Origin of the sequence: Nocardioides sp. Soil777 (genome assembly GCF_001428425.1) — a bacterium.
GTDB classification, from domain to species: domain Bacteria; phylum Actinomycetota; class Actinomycetes; order Propionibacteriales; family Nocardioidaceae; genus Nocardioides; species Nocardioides terrigena.
Window position 1 is genome coordinate 222,945 of the sequence record NZ_LMSN01000018.1, and the last position, 17,299, is coordinate 240,243.

General features: G+C 73.5%; 15 protein-coding genes. 9 read left to right on the forward strand and 6 right to left on the reverse strand.

Annotated elements, in window-relative coordinates:
- Positions 1 to 82 precede the first annotated feature (82 nt).
- Together ASG88_RS18075 and ASG88_RS18080 are read left to right on the forward strand one after the other, a co-directional pair.
- Positions 83 to 418 carry an ArsR/SmtB family transcription factor gene (locus ASG88_RS18075; RefSeq protein WP_056888897.1) on the forward strand — a complete coding sequence of 112 codons (336 nt, stop codon included), beginning with the start codon at positions 83 to 85 and terminating at the stop codon, positions 416 to 418.
- The gene (locus tag ASG88_RS18080) at positions 415 to 2,115 is read left to right on the forward strand and encodes a SulP family inorganic anion transporter (RefSeq protein ID WP_056888828.1); all 1,701 of its coding nucleotides are present in this window, start codon (positions 415 to 417) and stop codon (positions 2,113 to 2,115) included. Before ASG88_RS18075 ends, ASG88_RS18080 begins: the two co-directional genes overlap by 4 nt.
- Here ASG88_RS18080 and ASG88_RS18085 read toward each other — a convergent pair.
- From ASG88_RS18085 to gcvT, 4 genes are read right to left on the reverse strand one after another with little or no spacing between them, the layout of a single operon-like run.
- A complete protein-coding gene (locus tag ASG88_RS18085) occupies positions 2,078 to 2,797 on the reverse strand; it encodes a hypothetical protein (RefSeq protein WP_056888829.1) in 720 nt (239 codons plus the stop codon). The genes ASG88_RS18080 and ASG88_RS18085 overlap by 38 nt on opposite strands.
- Before the next feature lie 45 nt (positions 2,798 to 2,842).
- Positions 2,843 to 3,613, reverse strand: coding sequence for a class I SAM-dependent methyltransferase (locus ASG88_RS18090; RefSeq protein ID WP_056888830.1), 771 nt, complete (start codon positions 3,611 to 3,613; stop codon positions 2,843 to 2,845).
- Between the two features lie 11 nt (positions 3,614 to 3,624).
- Positions 3,625 to 3,876, reverse strand: a complete 252-nt coding sequence (locus tag ASG88_RS18095; RefSeq protein WP_056888831.1) for a hypothetical protein — start codon at positions 3,874 to 3,876, stop codon at positions 3,625 to 3,627.
- The gene (gene gcvT, locus ASG88_RS18100; RefSeq protein WP_082600670.1) at positions 3,876 to 4,985 is read right to left on the reverse strand and encodes a glycine cleavage system aminomethyltransferase GcvT; all 1,110 of its coding nucleotides are present in this window, start codon (positions 4,983 to 4,985) and stop codon (positions 3,876 to 3,878) included. Before gcvT ends, ASG88_RS18095 begins: the two co-directional genes overlap by 1 nt.
- 54 nt (positions 4,986 to 5,039) lie before the next feature.
- On the opposite strand from gcvT, the gene ASG88_RS18105 reads away from it, so the two are divergent.
- On the forward strand, positions 5,040 to 6,563 hold the full coding sequence (locus ASG88_RS18105; protein WP_056888833.1) for a leucyl aminopeptidase: 1,524 nt from the start codon (positions 5,040 to 5,042) through the stop codon (positions 6,561 to 6,563).
- A 1-nt stretch (position 6,564) separates the two neighbouring features.
- On the opposite strand, the gene ASG88_RS18110 is transcribed toward ASG88_RS18105, so the two are convergent.
- Positions 6,565 to 6,924, reverse strand: coding sequence for a hypothetical protein (locus ASG88_RS18110; protein ID WP_056888834.1), 360 nt, complete (start codon positions 6,922 to 6,924; stop codon positions 6,565 to 6,567).
- 63 nt (positions 6,925 to 6,987) lie between these two features.
- Here ASG88_RS18110 and lpdA point away from each other — a divergent pair, with 63 nt between their 5' ends.
- The 4 genes from lpdA to ASG88_RS18130 all read left to right on the forward strand — a co-directional run bounded on the left by lpdA (position 6,988) and on the right by ASG88_RS18130 (position 14,910).
- Positions 6,988 to 8,400 (forward strand): dihydrolipoyl dehydrogenase, encoded by a 1,413-nt coding sequence (lpdA, locus tag ASG88_RS18115; RefSeq protein ID WP_056888835.1) that lies wholly within the window; start codon positions 6,988 to 6,990, stop codon positions 8,398 to 8,400.
- 43 nt (positions 8,401 to 8,443) lie between these two features.
- Positions 8,444 to 10,330 carry a 2-oxoglutarate dehydrogenase, E2 component, dihydrolipoamide succinyltransferase gene (gene sucB / locus ASG88_RS18120; RefSeq protein ID WP_056888836.1) on the forward strand — a complete coding sequence of 629 codons (1,887 nt, stop codon included), beginning with the start codon at positions 8,444 to 8,446 and terminating at the stop codon, positions 10,328 to 10,330.
- 124 nt (positions 10,331 to 10,454) lie between these two features.
- Entirely contained in the window at positions 10,455 to 13,970 is a 3,516-nt protein-coding gene (locus ASG88_RS18125; protein WP_082600671.1) for an ATP-binding cassette domain-containing protein, read from the forward strand.
- 49 nt (positions 13,971 to 14,019) lie between these two features.
- Entirely contained in the window at positions 14,020 to 14,910 is an 891-nt protein-coding gene (locus ASG88_RS18130) for a TIGR01777 family oxidoreductase (protein ID WP_056888837.1), read from the forward strand.
- Positions 14,911 to 14,925: 15 nt separating this feature from the next.
- Here the strand turns inward: ASG88_RS18130 and ASG88_RS18135 are convergent, their stop codons facing one another.
- Positions 14,926 to 15,426, reverse strand: a complete 501-nt coding sequence (locus ASG88_RS18135) for a hypothetical protein (protein WP_056888838.1) — start codon at positions 15,424 to 15,426, stop codon at positions 14,926 to 14,928.
- An 85-nt stretch (positions 15,427 to 15,511) separates the two neighbouring features.
- Here ASG88_RS18135 and lipB point away from each other — a divergent pair, with 85 nt between their 5' ends.
- Positions 15,512 to 16,243 carry a lipoyl(octanoyl) transferase LipB gene (lipB, locus tag ASG88_RS18140; protein ID WP_056888839.1) on the forward strand — a complete coding sequence of 244 codons (732 nt, stop codon included), beginning with the start codon at positions 15,512 to 15,514 and terminating at the stop codon, positions 16,241 to 16,243.
- Positions 16,244 to 16,332: 89 nt separating this feature from the next.
- A complete protein-coding gene (locus ASG88_RS18145; RefSeq protein ID WP_235534910.1) occupies positions 16,333 to 17,259 on the forward strand; it encodes a hypothetical protein in 927 nt (308 codons plus the stop codon).
- Positions 17,260 to 17,299 lie beyond the last annotated feature (40 nt).

Consider the following 17,299-nt stretch of genomic DNA (forward strand, 5'->3'; position numbering starts at 1 on the left):
GAAGACCTGTTCATGTCGTGTAGTCTTCACGTAGCCCCGAGCCCGGGGTCGACCCCGGAGGAGCCGGCATGCAGGTGTGTCCGTGAGCGTCCCGCTCTACGAGGCGAAGGCCGAGTTCTTCAAGACCCTCGGGCACCCGGCACGCATCCGGATCCTGGAGATGCTGTCCGAGCGCGACCACGCCGTTCACGAGCTCCTCGAGCGGATCGCCATCGAGCCCAGCAACCTCTCCCAGCAGCTGGCCGTCCTGCGCCGCGCCCGTCTCGTGGTGTCCCGACGCCAGGGCGGTGAGGTCACCTACTCGGTGAGCGCCCCGGAGGTCCGCGACCTGCTGCTGGCCGCGCGTCGCATCCTGTCCGGTCTCGTCCTGGTCGACGACGAGCCGGCGGCCGACCGGTCCCCGAACCGACCCCGGTGAGGGGCTGGCTGCTCACGTCGGTCTCACGCACCGCCCGGCTGGTGCCGCGGCGGTCCGACTGGGCTCACGCCCGTGTCGGCCGCGACCTCAGCGCGGGCCTGATGGTCGGGCTCATCGCGCTGCCGCTGGCCCTGGGCTTCGGCGTGAGCTCGGGCATGGGCGCCGGTGCCGGCCTGGTCACGGCGATCGTGGCCGGCGCAGTGGCGGCCGTGTTCGGCGGGAGCAGGGTCCAGGTGAGCGGCCCCACCGGTGCCATGACCGTCGTCCTGGTCCCGATCATCGCGGCGTACGGGCCCGACGGGGTGCTGGTCGTCGGCCTCCTGGCCGGCGTCATCCTCGTCGGCCTCGGGTACGTCGGCGCGGGCCGGTTCATCCGCTACGTGCCGGTGCCCGTGGTCGAGGGCTTCACGGTCGGGATCGCCGTCATCATCGCGCTCCAGCAGCTCCCCGCCGCCCTCGGCTCCGAGGTGCACGCCGAGAAGGTGCTCGTGCTGGCCTGGCTGGCCGTGCAGGGGTGGGCGACCGCCCCGGTCTGGACCCCCGTCGCCATGGCCGTCACGGTGGTCGCCGGGATCCTCACCCTGTCCCGGATCCGACCCGGACTGCCCGGATCGTTGCTCGCCGTGGTCGCCGCCACCGCCGCCAACACGTGGCTGGACCTCGGCGCCGCCACCATCGGCCGGATCCCCAGCGGCATCCCGAGCCCGTCCCTGCCCGACGTCGCGTTCGGCGACCTCGACGCCCTCCTCCTGCCGGCCGTGGCCGTGGCGGCCCTGGCCGCACTGGAGAGCCTGCTGTCGGCCACGGTGGCCGACGCCATGAGCGTCGGACAGCGCCACGACTCGGACCGCGAGCTCGTCGGCCAGGGGCTCGCCAACCTCGCCGCCCCGTTGTTCGGCGGGATCCCGGCCACCGCGGCCATCGCCCGCACCGCCGTCAACGTCCGGTCGGGCGCCACCTCCCGGTGGGCCGCGCTCACCCACGCCGTCTTCCTCCTGCTCGTGGTGCTGCTGGCGGCGCGCTGGGTCTCCGAGATCCCCCTCGCCGCCCTGGCCGGGGTGCTGGTCGCCACCGCCGTGCACATGGTGCGGGTCTCCAGCCTGCGCGCCCTGGCTCGCTCGACCCGCGGCGACGCGGCCGTGCTGGCCGTCACGGCCGTCGCCACCGTCCTCGTCGACCTGGTGACCGCGGTCCTCCTGGGACTGGTCGTCGCCGGCTTCGTGGCCCTGCGCCAGACGGCCGCCACCGCCCGCCTCGACGAGATCCCCCTGGACGCGGGCGACCACACCGCCGAGGAGCAGTCGTTGCTCGACCAGCAGATCGTCGCCTTCCGCATCGACGGCCCGTTGTTCTTCGCCGCCGCCCACGACTTCCTCCTTGAGCTCGCCGAGGTCAGCAACGTCCGGGTGGTCGTCCTGCGGATGTCCCGCGTCACCACGATCGACGCCACCGGGGCGCACGTGCTGGCCGACACGATCAACCGCCTCGAGGGACGCGGCGTGACCGTGCTCCTCTCCGGGGTCCAGCCCCAGCACGAGCAGGTCCTCCGCGAGCTCGGCGTCCACGACCGCCTCGCGCACGAGCGTCACCTGTTCGACGACACCCCCAGCGCCATCGCCCACGCCCGGGTGCACGCCGCCCGCACCGCGCACGACCCCCTCAGCGGAGCCGCGCCCCCGACTCCACCAGCCGCGTGACGCAGCTGTAGGGCGTGCACAGGAGGAAGACCCGCCGCCCCGTCTCGGAGAGCCGCACGTAGGTGCCGGCCTCCGGGTTGGAGCTGAGCATCTCCACGAGGTGGAGCGTGGTGTCGCTGGGACCGTCCACCGACTGCAGGATCCGGTCGTTGGGGTCGAGCGGCGGGATGTTGTCGGTGGTGTCGCGGCCGAAGTCCACGCTTCCGGAGTACGCCGAGACGTCGCCGTCCGCGTCGACGCGCTGCACCTCCCCGTCGCGTCGCACGATCACGCCGTCCCCGTCGGCCACGAAGGCACCGAGGTCCGGCAGCGTCACCCGCACGTCGGCGAGGTGGAGGTCGGTGCCGTCGTACCACGGGACCGGCAGCGGGTTGGGCTCCTCCGCGACGGCCGGCGGCTGCGGCCGCAGCGACCAGAGCACTCCCGCCAGGACGACCAGGAGCAGCACCCCCACGGCGCGCAGAGCGATCCGTCGACGGCGGGGCCGGTCCAGCTCGAGCTCGACCTGGTCGCGCACCCGGGCCTCGACGTCGTCCTCGCGCTCGAGGCGGCGCCAGCCGCGCCGGCACCGGGCCAGGGCGCGGTCCACCGCGGCCTCCACGACCGGGCCGCCGCCGCGCTCCTCGACCAGCAGGTCGCGACGCGCCGCGACGAACGCCTCGTATCCCTCGTCCGTCGGCATCCGCACCTCCAGCGAGCGTTCGGCGCGGGTCGCGCGGCGGATGGGTCAGGCGGTGGCGTGGGCCACCGCGGCGCGGACCGGGAAGACCAGGTGATGGCCGTCGCGCCAGGGCATCGCAGCCTCGGTGAAGGCGGCTCGCATGCGCTCCTGCACGTCGGCCGACTGGGCGGCCCACGCGACGCCGAAGTTGCCCACCGTCGTCACCCCGGCCCAGAAGTCGTCCGGTCGCACCCGCCAGTCCCACTCGGTGGTGCCGACCTCGACCAGGTTGAGCCCGGCCTCCGCGAGGAGGGCGCCCAGGCCCTCGGGCGAGCGCTCGAAGTCCAGCTCCGGGGCCAGCCGCGGCATGGCGGGACGCGCTGCCCCGGCCTCGTCCAGCAGGGCGCCCCACAGCGTCGCCTGCGGCGGCGGGGACGCCGGCCAGATGCTGGCCACGACGTGCCCTCCGGGACGTGTCACAGGTGCGATCCCCCTGGCCGCGGCACGCGGGTCGTCGACGTGGTTGAGGACGAAGTTGGCGACGACGGCGTCGAAGGAGGCGTCGTCGTACGGCAGGTCGGGCAGGCCGCCGGGACGTACGTCGGCGGCGGACCGCGACGTCGCGAGGGCGACCATCTGGGGGTCCGGGTCGACGGCGTGCACGACGTGGCCCGCTGCCACCAGAGAGGCGGCGACGTGCCCCGATCCACAGCCGACGTCGAGCACCCGCGAGCCGGGTGGGACGCGGTCCAGCAGCGTCCCGGTCGTGCCCGCGCACAGCGTCGCGAAGGACCGGTCGTACGTCGCGGCGACGTCGGTCCAGAGGGCCTCGGCCATCGAGCGGGTCCTCAGGCGTGCAGCGACATCGGCCCGTAGACCTGCCGCTCGTGCTCGAAGAGCGTCACCGCGTCCACGCCGGCCTCGGCGAGGTCGGCGTACACCTCCCCCACCCACGACTCGGCGTCGGCCTGCGACGCGAAGCGCTGGTCGGCGTGCTCGGGGGCCTCCACAGTGGCGCCGTTGGCGTCCTCGAGGCGCCACCACCAGGGGCGCTCGGAGGCGTTGGGCTGGCGGAAGGTCGGGGGCTGTCCGGGCAGCATCAGGACTCCCTCACCGACGTGTCGACGAACGGTGGCTTGGTCAGCCTGAAGATCTCGCGGCGCCCGCGCACGTCGACGCCGACCTCCGCGTCCTCGGCCACCATGGTCGGGATCAGCGCGAGGCCGATGCCCTTCTTGAGCGTCGGGGAGAAGGTGCCGGAGGTGATGTCGGCGAGCGGCACGTCCTGGGTCAGGGTGACGCCCATGCCGGGACGCGGGATGCCGCGGCCGACGGCCACGAGGCCGCGGAGCCGGCGCTTGGGGCCGGCCTCCTTCTCGGCCACGAGGGCGTCCTTGCCCCAGAAGCTGTCCTTCTTCCAGCCGACCGCCCAGCCGAGGCCGGCCTGCACGGGGGTCACGTCGAGGCTGATGTCCTGGCCGTGCAGCGGGTAGCCCATCTCGGTGCGCAGGGTGTCGCGGGAGCCGAGCCCGCACGGGAGGATGCCGTGCTCGGCGCCAGCCGCGAGGATCGCGTCCCACAGGCCGCGGGCGCCGTCGTTGGCGACGATCAGCTCGTAGCCGCGCTCGCCGGTGTATCCGGTGCGGCAGACCACGACGTCGGCGCCGTCGAGAGGCGCCTCGACGAACGACATGTAGTCGTGCCCGGTGGGCAGGCCGACCGCCTCGAGGACCTCGTCGGACCGGGGTCCCTGGACGGCCAGCACGGCGTAGTCGCGGTGGTGGTCCGTGATGGTGACGCCCTCGGGCGCGGCGGCCAGCAGGCGGCGTACGACCTCGGCGGTGTTGGCGGCGTTGGGGACGAGGAGCACGTGCTCCTCGTCCTGGTAGTAGGCGATGAGGTCGTCGACGATCCCGCCGGTCTGCTCGTCGCAGCACAGCGTGTACTGCGCCTTGCCGGGCGGGAGCTTCCGCAGGTCGTTGGACAGGGTCGCGTTGACGAAGTCGGCGGCTCCCGTCCCGGTGATCATCACCTTGCCGAGGTGGCTCACGTCGAAGACGCCGACCGCCTCGCGGACGGCGGTGTGCTCCTTGACCACGCCGGAGGGGTACTCGAGGGGCATCGACCAGCCGCCGAACTCGGCGAGCTTGGCGCCCAGGGCGACGTGTGCCTCGTGGAGGGGCGACTGCGTCAGGGTCTGCTCGGACATGCTCGGAAACCTACCGCAGCGCGAGGTGTCGGACGCCTCGCCTAGCATGCCCGGGTGACGACGACGTACACGCTTCGCAGCGCCAGCCCCGCCAAGACCCGCGCCGACGCCGTGGTGGTGGGCGTCCTGTCCACCGACAAGGGTCCGGTCCTCTGCGAGGAGGCCGCCGAGGTCGGCGAGGCGTGGGGCCGCAAGCTGCGCCCGCTGCTGTCGTCGCTCGGCGTCACGGGTCGCGCCGGCGAGAGCGTCAAGATGCCGACCGCGGGCGTCGTCCGGACCCCGCTGGTCGTGCTGGTCGGTCTCGGCCCGGCCGCCGCCGACGGCTCGGTCACCCCCACCGCCGTACGCCGCGCCGCCGGCGTCGCCGCCCGCAGCGTGCCCAATGCCGCGTCCGTCGCCCTGGCCCTCCCGGCCGGTTCCCCGGAGCTCGTCGCCGCCGCCACCGAGGGGCACCTGCTCGGCGGCTACACCTTCACCCGCCACAAGTCCGGCGACACCGAGGACACCACGGCCGGCGAGGTCGTCGTGCTGAGCCCGGTCGCCCGCAAGGCCGAGGCGATCACCGCCTTCGAGGAGGCGCAGGTCGTCGCCGGGGCCGTGATCACCTGCCGCGACTGGGTCAACGAGCCCCCCGGCCACCTCACCCCGCCCGCATTCGCCGACGCCGTCACCGAGGCCCACCGCGAGCTGACCAAGGGTCGCGGAGCTCCCAAGGTGACCCTCGAGGTCCTCGACGACAAGCAGCTCGCCGAGCTCGGCTTCGGCGGCACGCTCGCCGTCGGCAACAGCTCCGACGCCAAGCCCCGACTCGTCCGGCTGACCTGGTCGCCCAAGGGCGCGTCCCGGCACCTCGCGCTCGTCGGCAAGGGCATCACCTTCGACTCGGGCGGCCTCACCATCAAGCCGTCCAGCAGCATGGTCGGGATGAAGGGCGACATGGCCGGCGCGGCCGCCGTGATCGCGGCGACCTTCGCCATCGCCCGCCTCGGCCTCCCGGTCAAGGTCACCACCTACGCCCCGATGGCCGAGAACATGGTCTCCGGCACCTCGATGCGTCCCGGCGACGTCGTCACGATGTACGGCGGCACCACCGTCGAGATCGCCAACACCGACGCCGAGGGACGGATGCTGCTCGGCGACGCGCTCCAGCTGGCCAGCGAGCAGGAGCCCGACGTGGTCGTCGACGTGGCCACCCTGACCGGCCACCTCCAGATCGCCCTCGGCGACCGGGTCGGTGCCGTCCTCGGCACCGACGAGTCCGTCCGAGCGGTGCTGGACGCCGGCGCGGTCGCGGGCGAGCAGCTGTGGCCGATGCCGATCCCCGAGGAGATGAAGGAGCGGATCACCTCGTCCAAGGTCGCCGACCTGCTCCAGCACGACTGGGTGCGCTGGGGCGGTGGCCTCTACGCCTCGGCGTTCCTGCGCGAGTTCACCGGCGGGCTGCCGTGGGCGCACATGGACATCGCGGGCAACGAGATCAACGGCGGCGGACCCTACGGCCACGTGCCGTCCGGCGCGACCGGCTTCGGCGTCACGACGCTCGTCGCCTACGCCCGCAGCCTGGCGACCACGGACTGAGCTACAGGCCCCCGGCCTTCTTGCGCCGGTTGTAGTCGCGCATCCGCTGCGGGATGCCGACCACGGCGGCGTCGTACGACGGCACCTGGTGCTTGTTGGCGAAGTCGTGCGCCCACTTGACGCTCGGCACCCGCCGGCGCGTCCACTCCCCGTCGTGGGCGACCAGGAGCAGCGTCACGTCGCTCACGGCGGTGCGCGGCTCGACGAATCCCTCGACCCCCCGGTGGGTGGTGACGAAGTCGCTCAGGTGGGTGACGTCGTGCCCGTCGGCGGCGCGGACCCTGGTCGATCCGGTCCGCGACGCATCACTGGCAGGACGTCGCGTGCGGCCGGAGCGACGGAATCGGTCGAAGAGTCCCATGCCGACATTCTGCCCGCCCGCCCGAAGTGACCCGGTGTGGACAGGCTCACGAAGAGTGCAAAGATGGGGCCCGATCATCGGGAGAGCGGAAGGCATCAGGTGGCGGAGGGCGACTTCGACGTACTCATCCTCGGGGCGGGCTCGGGCGGATACGCCTGTGCACTCCGGGCGGCGCAGCTCGGGCTGACGGTGGGACTGGTCGAGAAGGGCAATCTCGGGGGCACCTGCCTCCACGTGGGCTGCATCCCGACCAAGGCGCTGCTGCACGCCGCCGAGGTCGCCGACTCGGCCCGCGAGGCCTCGCAGTTCGGCGTCCACGCGACGCTCGACGGCATCGACATGACCGGCGTCAACGCCTACAAGGACAAGGTCGTCGGTCGGCTCTTCAAGGGCCTCACCGGACTCATCAAGTCGCGCGGCATCACCGTGATCGAGGGCGAGGGCCGGCTCACCGGACCGCGCACCGTCACCGTCGGCGACACCGCCTACACGGGCCGCCACGTCGTGCTCGCCTCCGGCTCCTACTCCAGGTCCCTGCCCGGGCTCGAGGTCGACGGGGAGCGGGTGCTCACCTCCGAGCACGCCCTGCGCCTCGACCGCGTGCCCGCGTCGGTGATCGTGCTCGGCGGCGGCGTCATCGGCTGCGAGTTCGCCAGCGTGTGGGCCAGCTTCGGCTCCCAGGTCACCATCGTCGAGGCACTCCCCCGGCTCGTCGCGGTCGAGGACGAGGCGTCCTCCAAGGCCCTCGAGCGGGCCTTCCGCAAGCGCAAGATCGACTTCCGCACCGGCACGCCGTTCCAGAGCGTCAAGCACACCGACACCGGTGTCGCCGTGACGGTCGAGGGCGGCGACGTCATCGAGGCCGAGCTGCTCCTGGTCGCTGTCGGTCGCGGTCCCTCCACCCAGGGGCTCGGCTACGAGGAGCAGGGCGTGGCCATGGAGCGCGGCTTCGTGCTCGCCGACGAGCGCTGCCGCACCAACGTCGACGGCGTCTACGCCGTGGGCGACATCGTCCCCGGACTCCAGCTCGCGCACCGCGGCTTCCAGCAGGGCATCTTCGTCGCCGAGGACATCGCGGGCCTCGACCCGCGTCCGATCGACGAGGCCGGCATCCCGCGGGTCACCTACTCGCACCCCGAGATCGCATCCGTGGGCCTCGACGAGGCGACCGCGCGCGAGAAGTACGGCGACGAGGTCACCACGATCACCTACGACCTCGGTGGCAACGGCAAGAGCCAGATCCTGGGCACCTCCGGCTTCGTCAAGCTCATCAGCCGCACCGACGGTCCCGTGCTCGGCGTCCACATGGTCGGTGACCGCGTCGGCGAGCTCATCGGCGAGGCGCAGCTGATCTACAACTGGGAGGCCCACGCCGACGACGTCGCCCCGTTGGTGCACGCCCACCCCACGCAGAACGAAGCGCTCGGCGAGGCCCACCTGGCCCTCGCCGGCAAGGCGCTGCACGCACACTCCTGACCCAGACCCACCTACCCCACGTCAACGCGAGCGAAGGAATCCCATGGCCTCCGAAGTCACCCTCCCCGCCCTCGGTGAGTCCGTCACCGAAGGCACCGTCACCCGCTGGCTCAAGCAGGTCGGCGACGCCGTAGCGGTCGACGAGCCGCTGCTCGAGGTCTCCACCGACAAGGTCGACACCGAGATCCCGTCGCCGGTCGCGGGCACGCTGCTCGAGATCAAGGCCAACGAGGACGACACCGTCGAGGTCGGCGCCGTGCTGGCCGTCGTCGGCGAGGAGGGCGAGTCCGGCGGCGACGCCGACGACACCGCCGAGCCCGAGGCCGAGCCGAAGGACGAGCAGGAGGCCGAGAAGAAGGCCGAGCAGGAGGAGGAGATCGTCGAGGAGAAGGGCGAGCTGCCCGCCGGCGACGAGACCCCCGAGGCCGACAAGTCCGACTCCGACTCCGAGGAGAAGCCGGCCGCCGAGCAGTCCAGCGGCGGCTCCTCCGGTGGCGGCTCCAGCACCTCCGTGACCCTGCCCGCGCTCGGTGAGTCCGTCACCGAGGGCACCGTGACTCGCTGGCTCAAGAAGGTCGGCGACGAGGTCGCGGTCGACGAGCCGCTGCTCGAGGTCTCCACCGACAAGGTCGACACCGAGATCCCCTCCCCGGTCGCGGGCACGCTGCTCGAGATCAAGGTCGAGGAGGACGAGACCGTCGAGGTCGGCGCCGAGCTCGCCACCATCGGCTCCGGTGACGCCGCTGCCTCCGGCTCGTCGTCCGAGGAGAAGTCGGAGGACAAGGCCGAGGAGAAGGCCGAGGAGCCCGCCGCCGAGGAGAAGGCCGAGGAGCCTGCGCCCGCCGAGGAGAAGGCCGCTCCCGCGGAGGAGAAGCAGCCCGAGCCCGAGCCCGAGCCCAAGCAGCCGGCCCAGGAGCAGCCGGCCGCGCAGGAGCAGCCGAAGCAGGAGGCGGCACCCGCCGCCGCTCCGTCCCGCAGTGACGACCAGAGCGCGTACGTCACCCCGCTCGTGCGCAAGATGGCCTCGCAGCACGGGGTCGACCTGGCTGCCGTGACCGGTACCGGCGTCGGTGGCCGGATCCGCAAGCAGGACGTCCTCGACGCCGCTGCTGCCGCCCAGCAGCAGGCCCAGCAGCCCGCCGCCCCGGCAGCGGCTCCGGCCGCCGCCGCGGCTCCGGCAGCGGGTGGGTCCTCCGCCCCGACGGGCACCCCGTCGCCGCTGCGCGGCACCACGGAGAAGATGTCGCGACTGCGCAAGATCATCGCCGAGCGCATGGTCGACTCGCTGCAGACGTCGGCCCAGCTCACCCAGGTGGTGGAGGTCGACGTGACCACCATCGCCCGCCTGCGCGATCGGGTGAAGGCCGACTTCCTGGCCCGTGAGGGCGTCAAGCTGAGCTACCTGCCGTTCTTCGCCAAGGCGGCGATCGACACGCTCAAGCAGCACCCCAAGCTCAACGCGACGATCGACACCGACAAGGGCGAGGTGACCTACTTCGACCGCGAGAACATCGCGTTCGCCGTGGACACCGAGAAGGGCCTGCTGACCCCGGTCGTCAAGGACGCCGGTGACCTCTCGATCGCCGGGATCGCCAAGAAGATCGCCGACGTGGCCGAGCGCACCCGCACCAACAAGATCGGTCCCGACGAGCTCTCCGGTGGCACGTTCACGATCACCAACCTCGGCAGCTTCGGGGCGCTCTTCGACACCCCGATCGTCAACAAGCCGCAGGTCGCGATCCTCGGCCCCGGTGCCGTGGTCAAGCGCCCCATCGTGATCGACGACGCCAACCTGGGCGAGACGATCGCGGTGCGGCACATGGTCTACCTGTCGCTGTCCTACGACCACCGCCTGGTCGACGGCGCCGACGCCGGCCGCTTCCTGCGCGACGTCAAGGCGCGTCTCGAGTCGGGACAGTTCGAGGTCTGACCCGACCCGCTCCACCCCGCGTCACCACGGACGCCCCGCCCACCACGGGCGGGGCGTCCGTCGTGCTCCACCGGCGTAATTCGCGCGCGCGGTGTCGGTGCCGACACCTACGGTGGTGCCTACCGTGAGCACCCTGGACACCTCTTCCGCACCCGCCCGCACCGAGCCGACGCCGTCGCCCGACCCGGGGCAGGGTCGCGTCCCCGTCGACTGGCGGCGGCTGCGCCAACCGTTGTCGGTCTTCTGCTTCTCGCTCTCCTTCATCGGTGCGATCGGCACCTCGCTGGGCTCGGTGGCGGCCGGCCGCCTGGCCGAGGAGCCCACGGAGCGGCTCGCGGTGCTGCTGGCGATCTGCGTCGTGGGCGCGGCACTGGTGGACACGGTCGCCAAGACGATCTGGGCCGGCATCGTCGACCGGGCGGAGGGCAGGCTGCGCTCCGACCTGCTCGACGCCGCGATGTCCCAGCCGCTGGCCGACCTGACCGAGCAGGCCGTCGGCGAGGTGCTCGACCGCATCGACGACGACACCTGGGAGGTCGGCCAGCTGCTGCGGTGGGGCGTCTGGATGGCGGCCCGCACGCTCCTCGCGTCGGGACCCCTGTGGGTCGTCGCGACCCTCACCTGGTGGCCGGCGTTCTTCCTGTTCCCGCTCACCGCGGTCGCGGCCGTCCTCGTCGTACGCCGCCTGCTGCCGCTCGTCTCCCAGCGCAAGGTGGTCGAGGAGGCCGCGTGGACCGACCACGCCGCCGCCACCGAGGAGGGCGTGGCCGCGCGCGACGACCTGCGCACCAGCCTCGGCCAGGCCTACGTCCTGCGCCGCAACGCACGGGTGGCCGCCGCGGTCCACACCGCGCTCGACGCGGTGCTCGCGGTGGAGGCCCGGATCACCCGGCGCAGCGGCACCCTGCTCGCCGGCGTGCTGGCCGGCACCGGCGTCCTCGGCGTCGCCCTGGTCTTCCGCGGTGACCTGTCCACGGCCGCCCTGGTGACGCTCTTCCTGGTGACCACCCAGTTCGTGGGCCAGGTCGACATGCTGGCCCGGCACCTGCCCGACCTCCAGGAGGGCTTCGGGGCGGTGCTGCGGCTGCGCGGGATGCTCGCGTCCCGGGCCGAGCCGACCGGCGGGCTGCCCCTGCCTGCCGGGCCGCTCGACGTCGAGTTCCGCGACCTGAACTTCTCCTACGACGCCGGCTCCTTCGCCCTGCGCGACGTCGACCTTCTCGTGCCCGCCGGCCACACGTGCGCGCTCGTCGGCCGCACCGGCTCGGGCAAGTCGACCCTGGCGTCCCTGCTGTCGCGGGCCGCGGAGCCGGAGCCCGGCACCGTCCTGCTCGGCGGCACCGACGTCCTGGACCTCGACCTCCAGGCGCTGCGCGCCGCGGTCGGCGTGGTCACGCAACGCACCGAGATCCTGGCGGGCAGCCTGGCGGACAACATCACGCTCTTCGGCGACCACCCCCGCGAGGTCGTCGAGGCCGCGGTGTCCGAGCTCGGCCTCACCGACTGGGTCGCCGGCCTGCCCGAGGGCCTCGACACCACGCTCGGCCCCGGCGGCACCAGCCTGTCCGCGGGCGAGGAGCAGCTGGTGGCCTTCGCGCGACTGCTCGTGCGCGACGTGCGCGTCGTCGTGCTCGACGAGGCGACCGCCCGGATGGACCCGGTCACCGAGGCCCGGGTCGTCCGCGCCGCGGACCGCCTCATCTCGGGGCGCACCGGCATCCTGGTCGCGCACCGCCTCTCCACCACCCGGCGTGCCGAGCAGGTCGCCGTGCTCGAGTCGGGCCGCGTCGTGCAGCGGGGGCCGCGCGAGCGGCTGGCGGTGGAGGACGGTCCGTTCCGGGCGTTGCTGCGCGCGTCGGCCCACGAGCCGGTCGTGGAGGAGCACCACCACGACGCCACCTCCATCGGCTCCGTGCGCCGCTCGACGACTCCCCCGCCGGCCCCGGCGGTCGCGCCGCCTCCCAGCCTCACCCGGGCGACGTGGAGCGCGCTGACGATCGAGCCGCGCTGGGGGCTGCTCGGCATGGGGCTCTTCCTCCTCTCGGCGCTCACCGGTGCCTTCGGCGCGCTGACCGGCTGGGTGTGGGGACTCGCCGTCACCGAGCTCCAGGACGACCAGCTCCCGATCGGTCCCACCGTCGCGCTGGTGGCGTCGCTGCTCGTCAGCCCGCTGCTGCTGTCGCAGGCCTTCCGCACCTACCCGCGCTGGTGGATCTCGGTGCGGCTGCGCGTCCGACTGGCCGTGCTGCACGGCCAGACCGAGCAGCACCGGCTGGAGCGCACACCTCCCGGTGAGGTCGTCGCCCGCACGATGGACGCCGACCGCCTCGCCCGCTACGCCGACCGCTGGGTCGACTTCGTCAACGGCCTGGTCATCGTCGCGGTCACCGCCCTCATCGCCCGCACCTGGCTGGCCGGGCTGGTGCTGCTCGCCGTCATGGTCGCCTCGGCCGGGGCCTCGACCCTGGGCCGCCGGGTCGCCGGTCGCTCCGCGGCCGCCTCGTCGACGGCGCGGGCCGGCTTCGGCCGCTCGCTGGTGTCGGCGCTCGAGTCAGTGCGCACCGTCAAGCTCGCTGCGGCGACCCCGTCGGTGCACGAGCACCTGCGCCAGGTCGACGCCGGGCGCGTCGATGCAGCCGTCCGCGAGCACCGTGTCCAGGCCCTCCTCGAGGGTGTGCCCGTCGTCATGGTGCAGTGCGGCGTCGTCGCCGCCTGGGTGGGCCTGCTCACGGGCCGGTGGGAGCTCGCGACCGCCCTCCTCGTGGCCAACGCCGTGAGCGGCTTCGACTGGTTCGGCCGGGTGGCGGGCTCGGTCGTGACCGAGGCGCCCGGCGTCCGTGCCTGGTTGAACGCCACCAGCGCGCTCGCCGGCGGTGGCGACCTCATGCACCTGCCTCCCGGCGTCGACATGGTGTCGGGCACCGCGCCGGCACCGGTCCGGCCCGAGCGCGACCCGTTGCACGAGCTCACCCTGCGTGGTTTCTCCGCGATCCACGACGACGGCACGCTCGGGGTCCGCGACGTCGACCTGACCGTGCGGGCCGGCGAGCTGGTGCTGCTGCTGGGACAGGTCGGCTCCGGCAAGTCGAGCCTGCTGTCGGCGCTCGCCGGGCTGGTGAGCAGCACCGGCGAGGTCCGGTGGAACGGCGACCCCGTCCGCGACCCGCAGGTCCAGCTGCGTCCCTCCCGGGTCTCGCACGTCGCCCAGGTCCCGCGCGTGCTCTCGGGGTCGTTCACCGGCAACGTCGCCCTCGACCACGAGGGCCGCGACGTCGGGCCCGCGATCACCATGGCGCGCCTCGGGCGGGACGTGAACGAGGCCGGCGGTCCCGACTCCCTCGTCGGGCACCGCGGCGTACGCCTCTCCGGTGGGCAGGTGCAGCGCCTCGCGCTGGCCCGGGCGCTGGCGTGCGACGCCGACCTGCTGCTCGCCGACGACGTCTCGTCGGCGCTCGACGCGACGACCGAGGTCGAGCTCTGGGCGTCCCTGCGCGAGGGCGGGGCGACCGTCGTCGGCGCGACGAGCAAGGCGGCGGCACTGGCGCAGGCGGATCGGGTCGTGGTGCTGGTCGACGGACGCGTCCACGACGAGGGCCCGTGGTCGGAGCTCGCGTCGCGGTGGTCGCACCTCGCCGGGTGACACTGTCCGCCCGCCCGGGCGTCCTTGGACGCCATGGTTGGGTGGAGGCATGCGAGCGGTGATCGCCGGTGCGTCCGGTTTCCTGGGTACCCATCTGACCCATCACCTGCGGGCGCAGGGCCACGAGGTGGTCCACCTCGTCCGGCGTGCCGGCCACTCGTCACTCGAGTCGCAGTGGGACCCGTACGGCGGTGAGCTCGACCAGGCCGTCATCGATCGCGCCGACGTGGTCGTCAACCTCGCGGGCGTCAACATCGCGGGCAACCCGCACTCCAAGGCACGCGCGGAGGCGGTGCTCTCCAGCCGGGTCACGACGACCCGCGCCCTCGCCGACGCGATCGCGGCCGCCCCCCGCCCCCCGGCGTTCCTCGCCGGCAACGGCATCTCCTACTACGGCGACCACGGCGCCGACATCCTCACCGAGGCGTCCGACTCGCGCGGCGACGCGATGCTCACCCAGGTGACCCGCGAGTGGCAGTCGGCGACCTCGCCCGCCGAGCAGGCCGGCGCCCGGGTCTGCGTCCTGCGCACGGCGCCGGTGATGGACCGCCGGTCCTCCCCCCTGCGCGAGCTGCGCCGCCTCTTCCAGCTCGGCATGGGTGCCCGGCTGGGCTCCGGCGAGCAGTACTTCCCGATGATCTCGCTGCGCGACTGGGTCGCCTCGGTCGCGTTCCTCGCCGGCTCCGGTGACGTGTCCGGCGTCTTCAACCTGTGCTGCCCGCGGACCCCGACCAACGCCGAGTTCACCCGGGCCCTCGCCGACGCCGTGCACCGCCCCGCGTTCCTCGTGGCACCCGCCCCGGTGCTCAAGGTCGCCGCGGGCAGGATGGCCCCCGAGCTCCTGGGGTCGGTCAACGCCCGCCCGGCCGCTCTCGAGCGCGCCGGCTACGACTTCGAGGACGAGGACGTCACTGCGGTGCTCGCCGCCGGGCTCGCCTGAGCATCGCGCACCCGGTCACTCCCGCACCTCGTCGACGAGCCACTCCCCCTCCACGAGCCGCAGCACGACGGACCGCGTCGACGGCCGGTCGTCGGGCAGCGGGATGACCGTCTCCCCGTCGACCGCCTGCGCCCCGCCGATCCGGTCGGTGACACGCACCTCGACGGACACCGGCGACTCGTCCAGCACCTCGAGCGCCAGCACCTGCGTGCGCATCCCCTCCACGGTCAGGCCGCGGTCGACGTACGACGCGAGCATCCGCACGTCGGCGCGCCCGCTGCGCGACCCGTCGACGTACAGGTCGCGCAGTGCCGAGACGTCACCGGCGGCCCAGGCCCGGGCACGCCGAGCGTCCCAGTCGGCCAGCACGGACCGGGGCCCGTCGTCGGGCGCGGCGGCCACCGGACGGGACAGCGGACCGGGCGGACCCGGTCGCAGCGTGACCAGCGCGGCCGTGCCGAGCACCGCGCTCAGCGTGACGCAGAGCAGGATCGGGAGGAGTCGTCGCGGGTCCACTCCCCCACGGTGCCCCAGATCGCCCGAAGGCGTCGGACGTCATCCACAGGCTCGGCCCCGGGGCGGTGCGGCGTACGCTGGCGCCATGCGCTTCGACATCGCAGGGCTCGGACCCGAGGCCGTCGACTACCTCGCCGCGTGGGAGCTCCAGCGCGACGTGCACGCCCGGGTGGTCTCCGGTGAGCAGGAGCCCACCGTGCTGCTCCTCGAGCACCCGCCGGTCTTCACCGCAGGCAAGCGCACCGACCCGCACGAGAGGCCCCTCGACCCGGGTGGCGCCGACGTCATCGACGTGGACCGCGGCGGCAAGATCACGTTCCACGGTCCCGGCCAGCTCGTCGGCTACCCCATAGTGGCGCTGCCCGACCACGTCAAGGTCGTCGACTACGTCCGTCGCGTCGAGGAGGCGCTGATCAGGGTGTGCGCCGACTTCGGTATCACGAGTGCCCGCGTGCCCGGTCGCAGCGGCGTGTGGCTGCGGGCCGACGAGCGCGGCCCCGAGCGGAAGATCGCCGCCCTCGGCATCCGGGTCAGCCGGGGCGTGACGATGCACGGCTTCGCCCTCAACTGCGACGTCGACCTCGGCTGGTACGACCGCTTCGTCCCCTGCGGCATCGCCGACGCCGGCGTCACCTCGCTGAGCACCGAGCTCGGCCGCGACGTCACCGTCGACGACGTGCTGCCCAGCGTGCGCCGCCACCTCACCGACTACCTCGCGTGGGAGCCGTACGACGCGACGCCGGACTACGAGCCGCGCCCCGAGCCCGCCCGCGGTCCGCGCATCGAGCTCGTCACACCCAGTCCCGCAACCGCCTGACGGCGGAGCCCCTGCGCCACTAGCGTGCCGTTCGTCGGTCCCGACGGGACCGCTGACGTGCGGGGGGACGCATGCCGGGACGGTTCGACGTGCCACCACGCGCGGTGGTGCGGCTCGCGCTGGCGCTCGTCCTCGTCCCCGTCGTGGCGTGGCTGGTCGTTGCCCAGACCACGCGACCCGTGGACCCGGCCAGTGTGATGGTCGACCGGGCCCGGGTGGAGGCGACGCCGGAGTACGCCGAGCACCGTGACGCGTGTGCCTCGCTCTGGGGCCTCGGGCTCGACTGTGACGAGGTCGCCTACGACCTCTCCACCGACTTCGAGGAGGAGCCGACCGAGCTGGGTGCGTCACCGTGGAACGCATCCGCGATCGCCCTGGTGTGGATGGTCGGGGCCAGCCTCCTCGTCGGGGCCGCGTGGCCCGCCGGACCGGGCGTGCGTGGCCTGCTGCGCCGGACGGCCCTGGTGGCCGCGGCCGCGTGGCTGGTGACGGCCTTGATGGGGGTGGCCTGGTGGTGGGGGCTGCAACGCGTCGCGACGGCGCGCGGTCTGGACCTCGTGGTGGGCGACCAGACCTGGTCCTTCGTGCGGTACGCCGCGCTGCTGGCGGCGCTGGCTGCGGTGGCAGGCGCGTCGGTCGCCGTGCTCTTCCGGGGATGGCTTCGCGGGGTGCTGAGCGTCGCGCTCGGAGCCTTCGCGGTCGGAGCGGTCGTCCTGCTCGCCGGACCGCCGGTCGACCCGTGGCTCCCGCACGTCAACGCGGAGGCCTTCCTGTTCGGTGAGGCCGTCTACGCGGGACCGCCGGAGGCCGAGGTGTGCACCGAGCCCAGCCAGGTCGACCAGCTGTGGATCGTCCCCGGCTTCGGCGCGCATGCCCCGGCGGCGTACTGCACCCGCGACGTGACCCTCACGACAGCACGGGCGGCGACCCACCTGGGCGGTGCCGTCGGGCTGCTGGTGCTCACCGCCGCGGTCGTCACGGGGGCCTCAGGTCGCCAACGCCCCGCGCGAGCCTGACCGGCGTGCCGCGAGACGGCCGTCCCCGCCGGCTGCCACA

Excerpts from the sequence above, each read along its gene's own strand:
- ASG88_RS18085 (WP_056888829.1), bottom strand. The coding sequence starts at position 2,797 with ATGCCGACGGACGAGGGATACGAGGCGTTCGTCGCGGCGCGTCGCGAC.
- ASG88_RS18090 (WP_056888830.1), bottom strand. The coding sequence starts at position 3,613 with ATGGCCGAGGCCCTCTGGACCGACGTCGCCGCGACGTACGACCGGTCC.
- ASG88_RS18095 (WP_056888831.1), bottom strand. The coding sequence starts at position 3,876 with ATGCTGCCCGGACAGCCCCCGACCTTCCGCCAGCCCAACGCCTCCGAG.
- gcvT (WP_082600670.1), bottom strand. The coding sequence starts at position 4,985 with ATGTCCGAGCAGACCCTGACGCAGTCGCCCCTCCACGAGGCACACGTC.
- ASG88_RS18110 (WP_056888834.1), bottom strand. The coding sequence starts at position 6,924 with ATGGGACTCTTCGACCGATTCCGTCGCTCCGGCCGCACGCGACGTCCT.
- lpdA (WP_056888835.1), top strand. The coding sequence starts at position 6,988 with ATGGGGCCCGATCATCGGGAGAGCGGAAGGCATCAGGTGGCGGAGGGC.
- sucB (WP_056888836.1), top strand. The coding sequence starts at position 8,444 with ATGGCCTCCGAAGTCACCCTCCCCGCCCTCGGTGAGTCCGTCACCGAA.
- ASG88_RS18130 (WP_056888837.1), top strand. The coding sequence starts at position 14,020 with ATGCGAGCGGTGATCGCCGGTGCGTCCGGTTTCCTGGGTACCCATCTG.
- lipB (WP_056888839.1), top strand. The coding sequence starts at position 15,512 with ATGCGCTTCGACATCGCAGGGCTCGGACCCGAGGCCGTCGACTACCTC.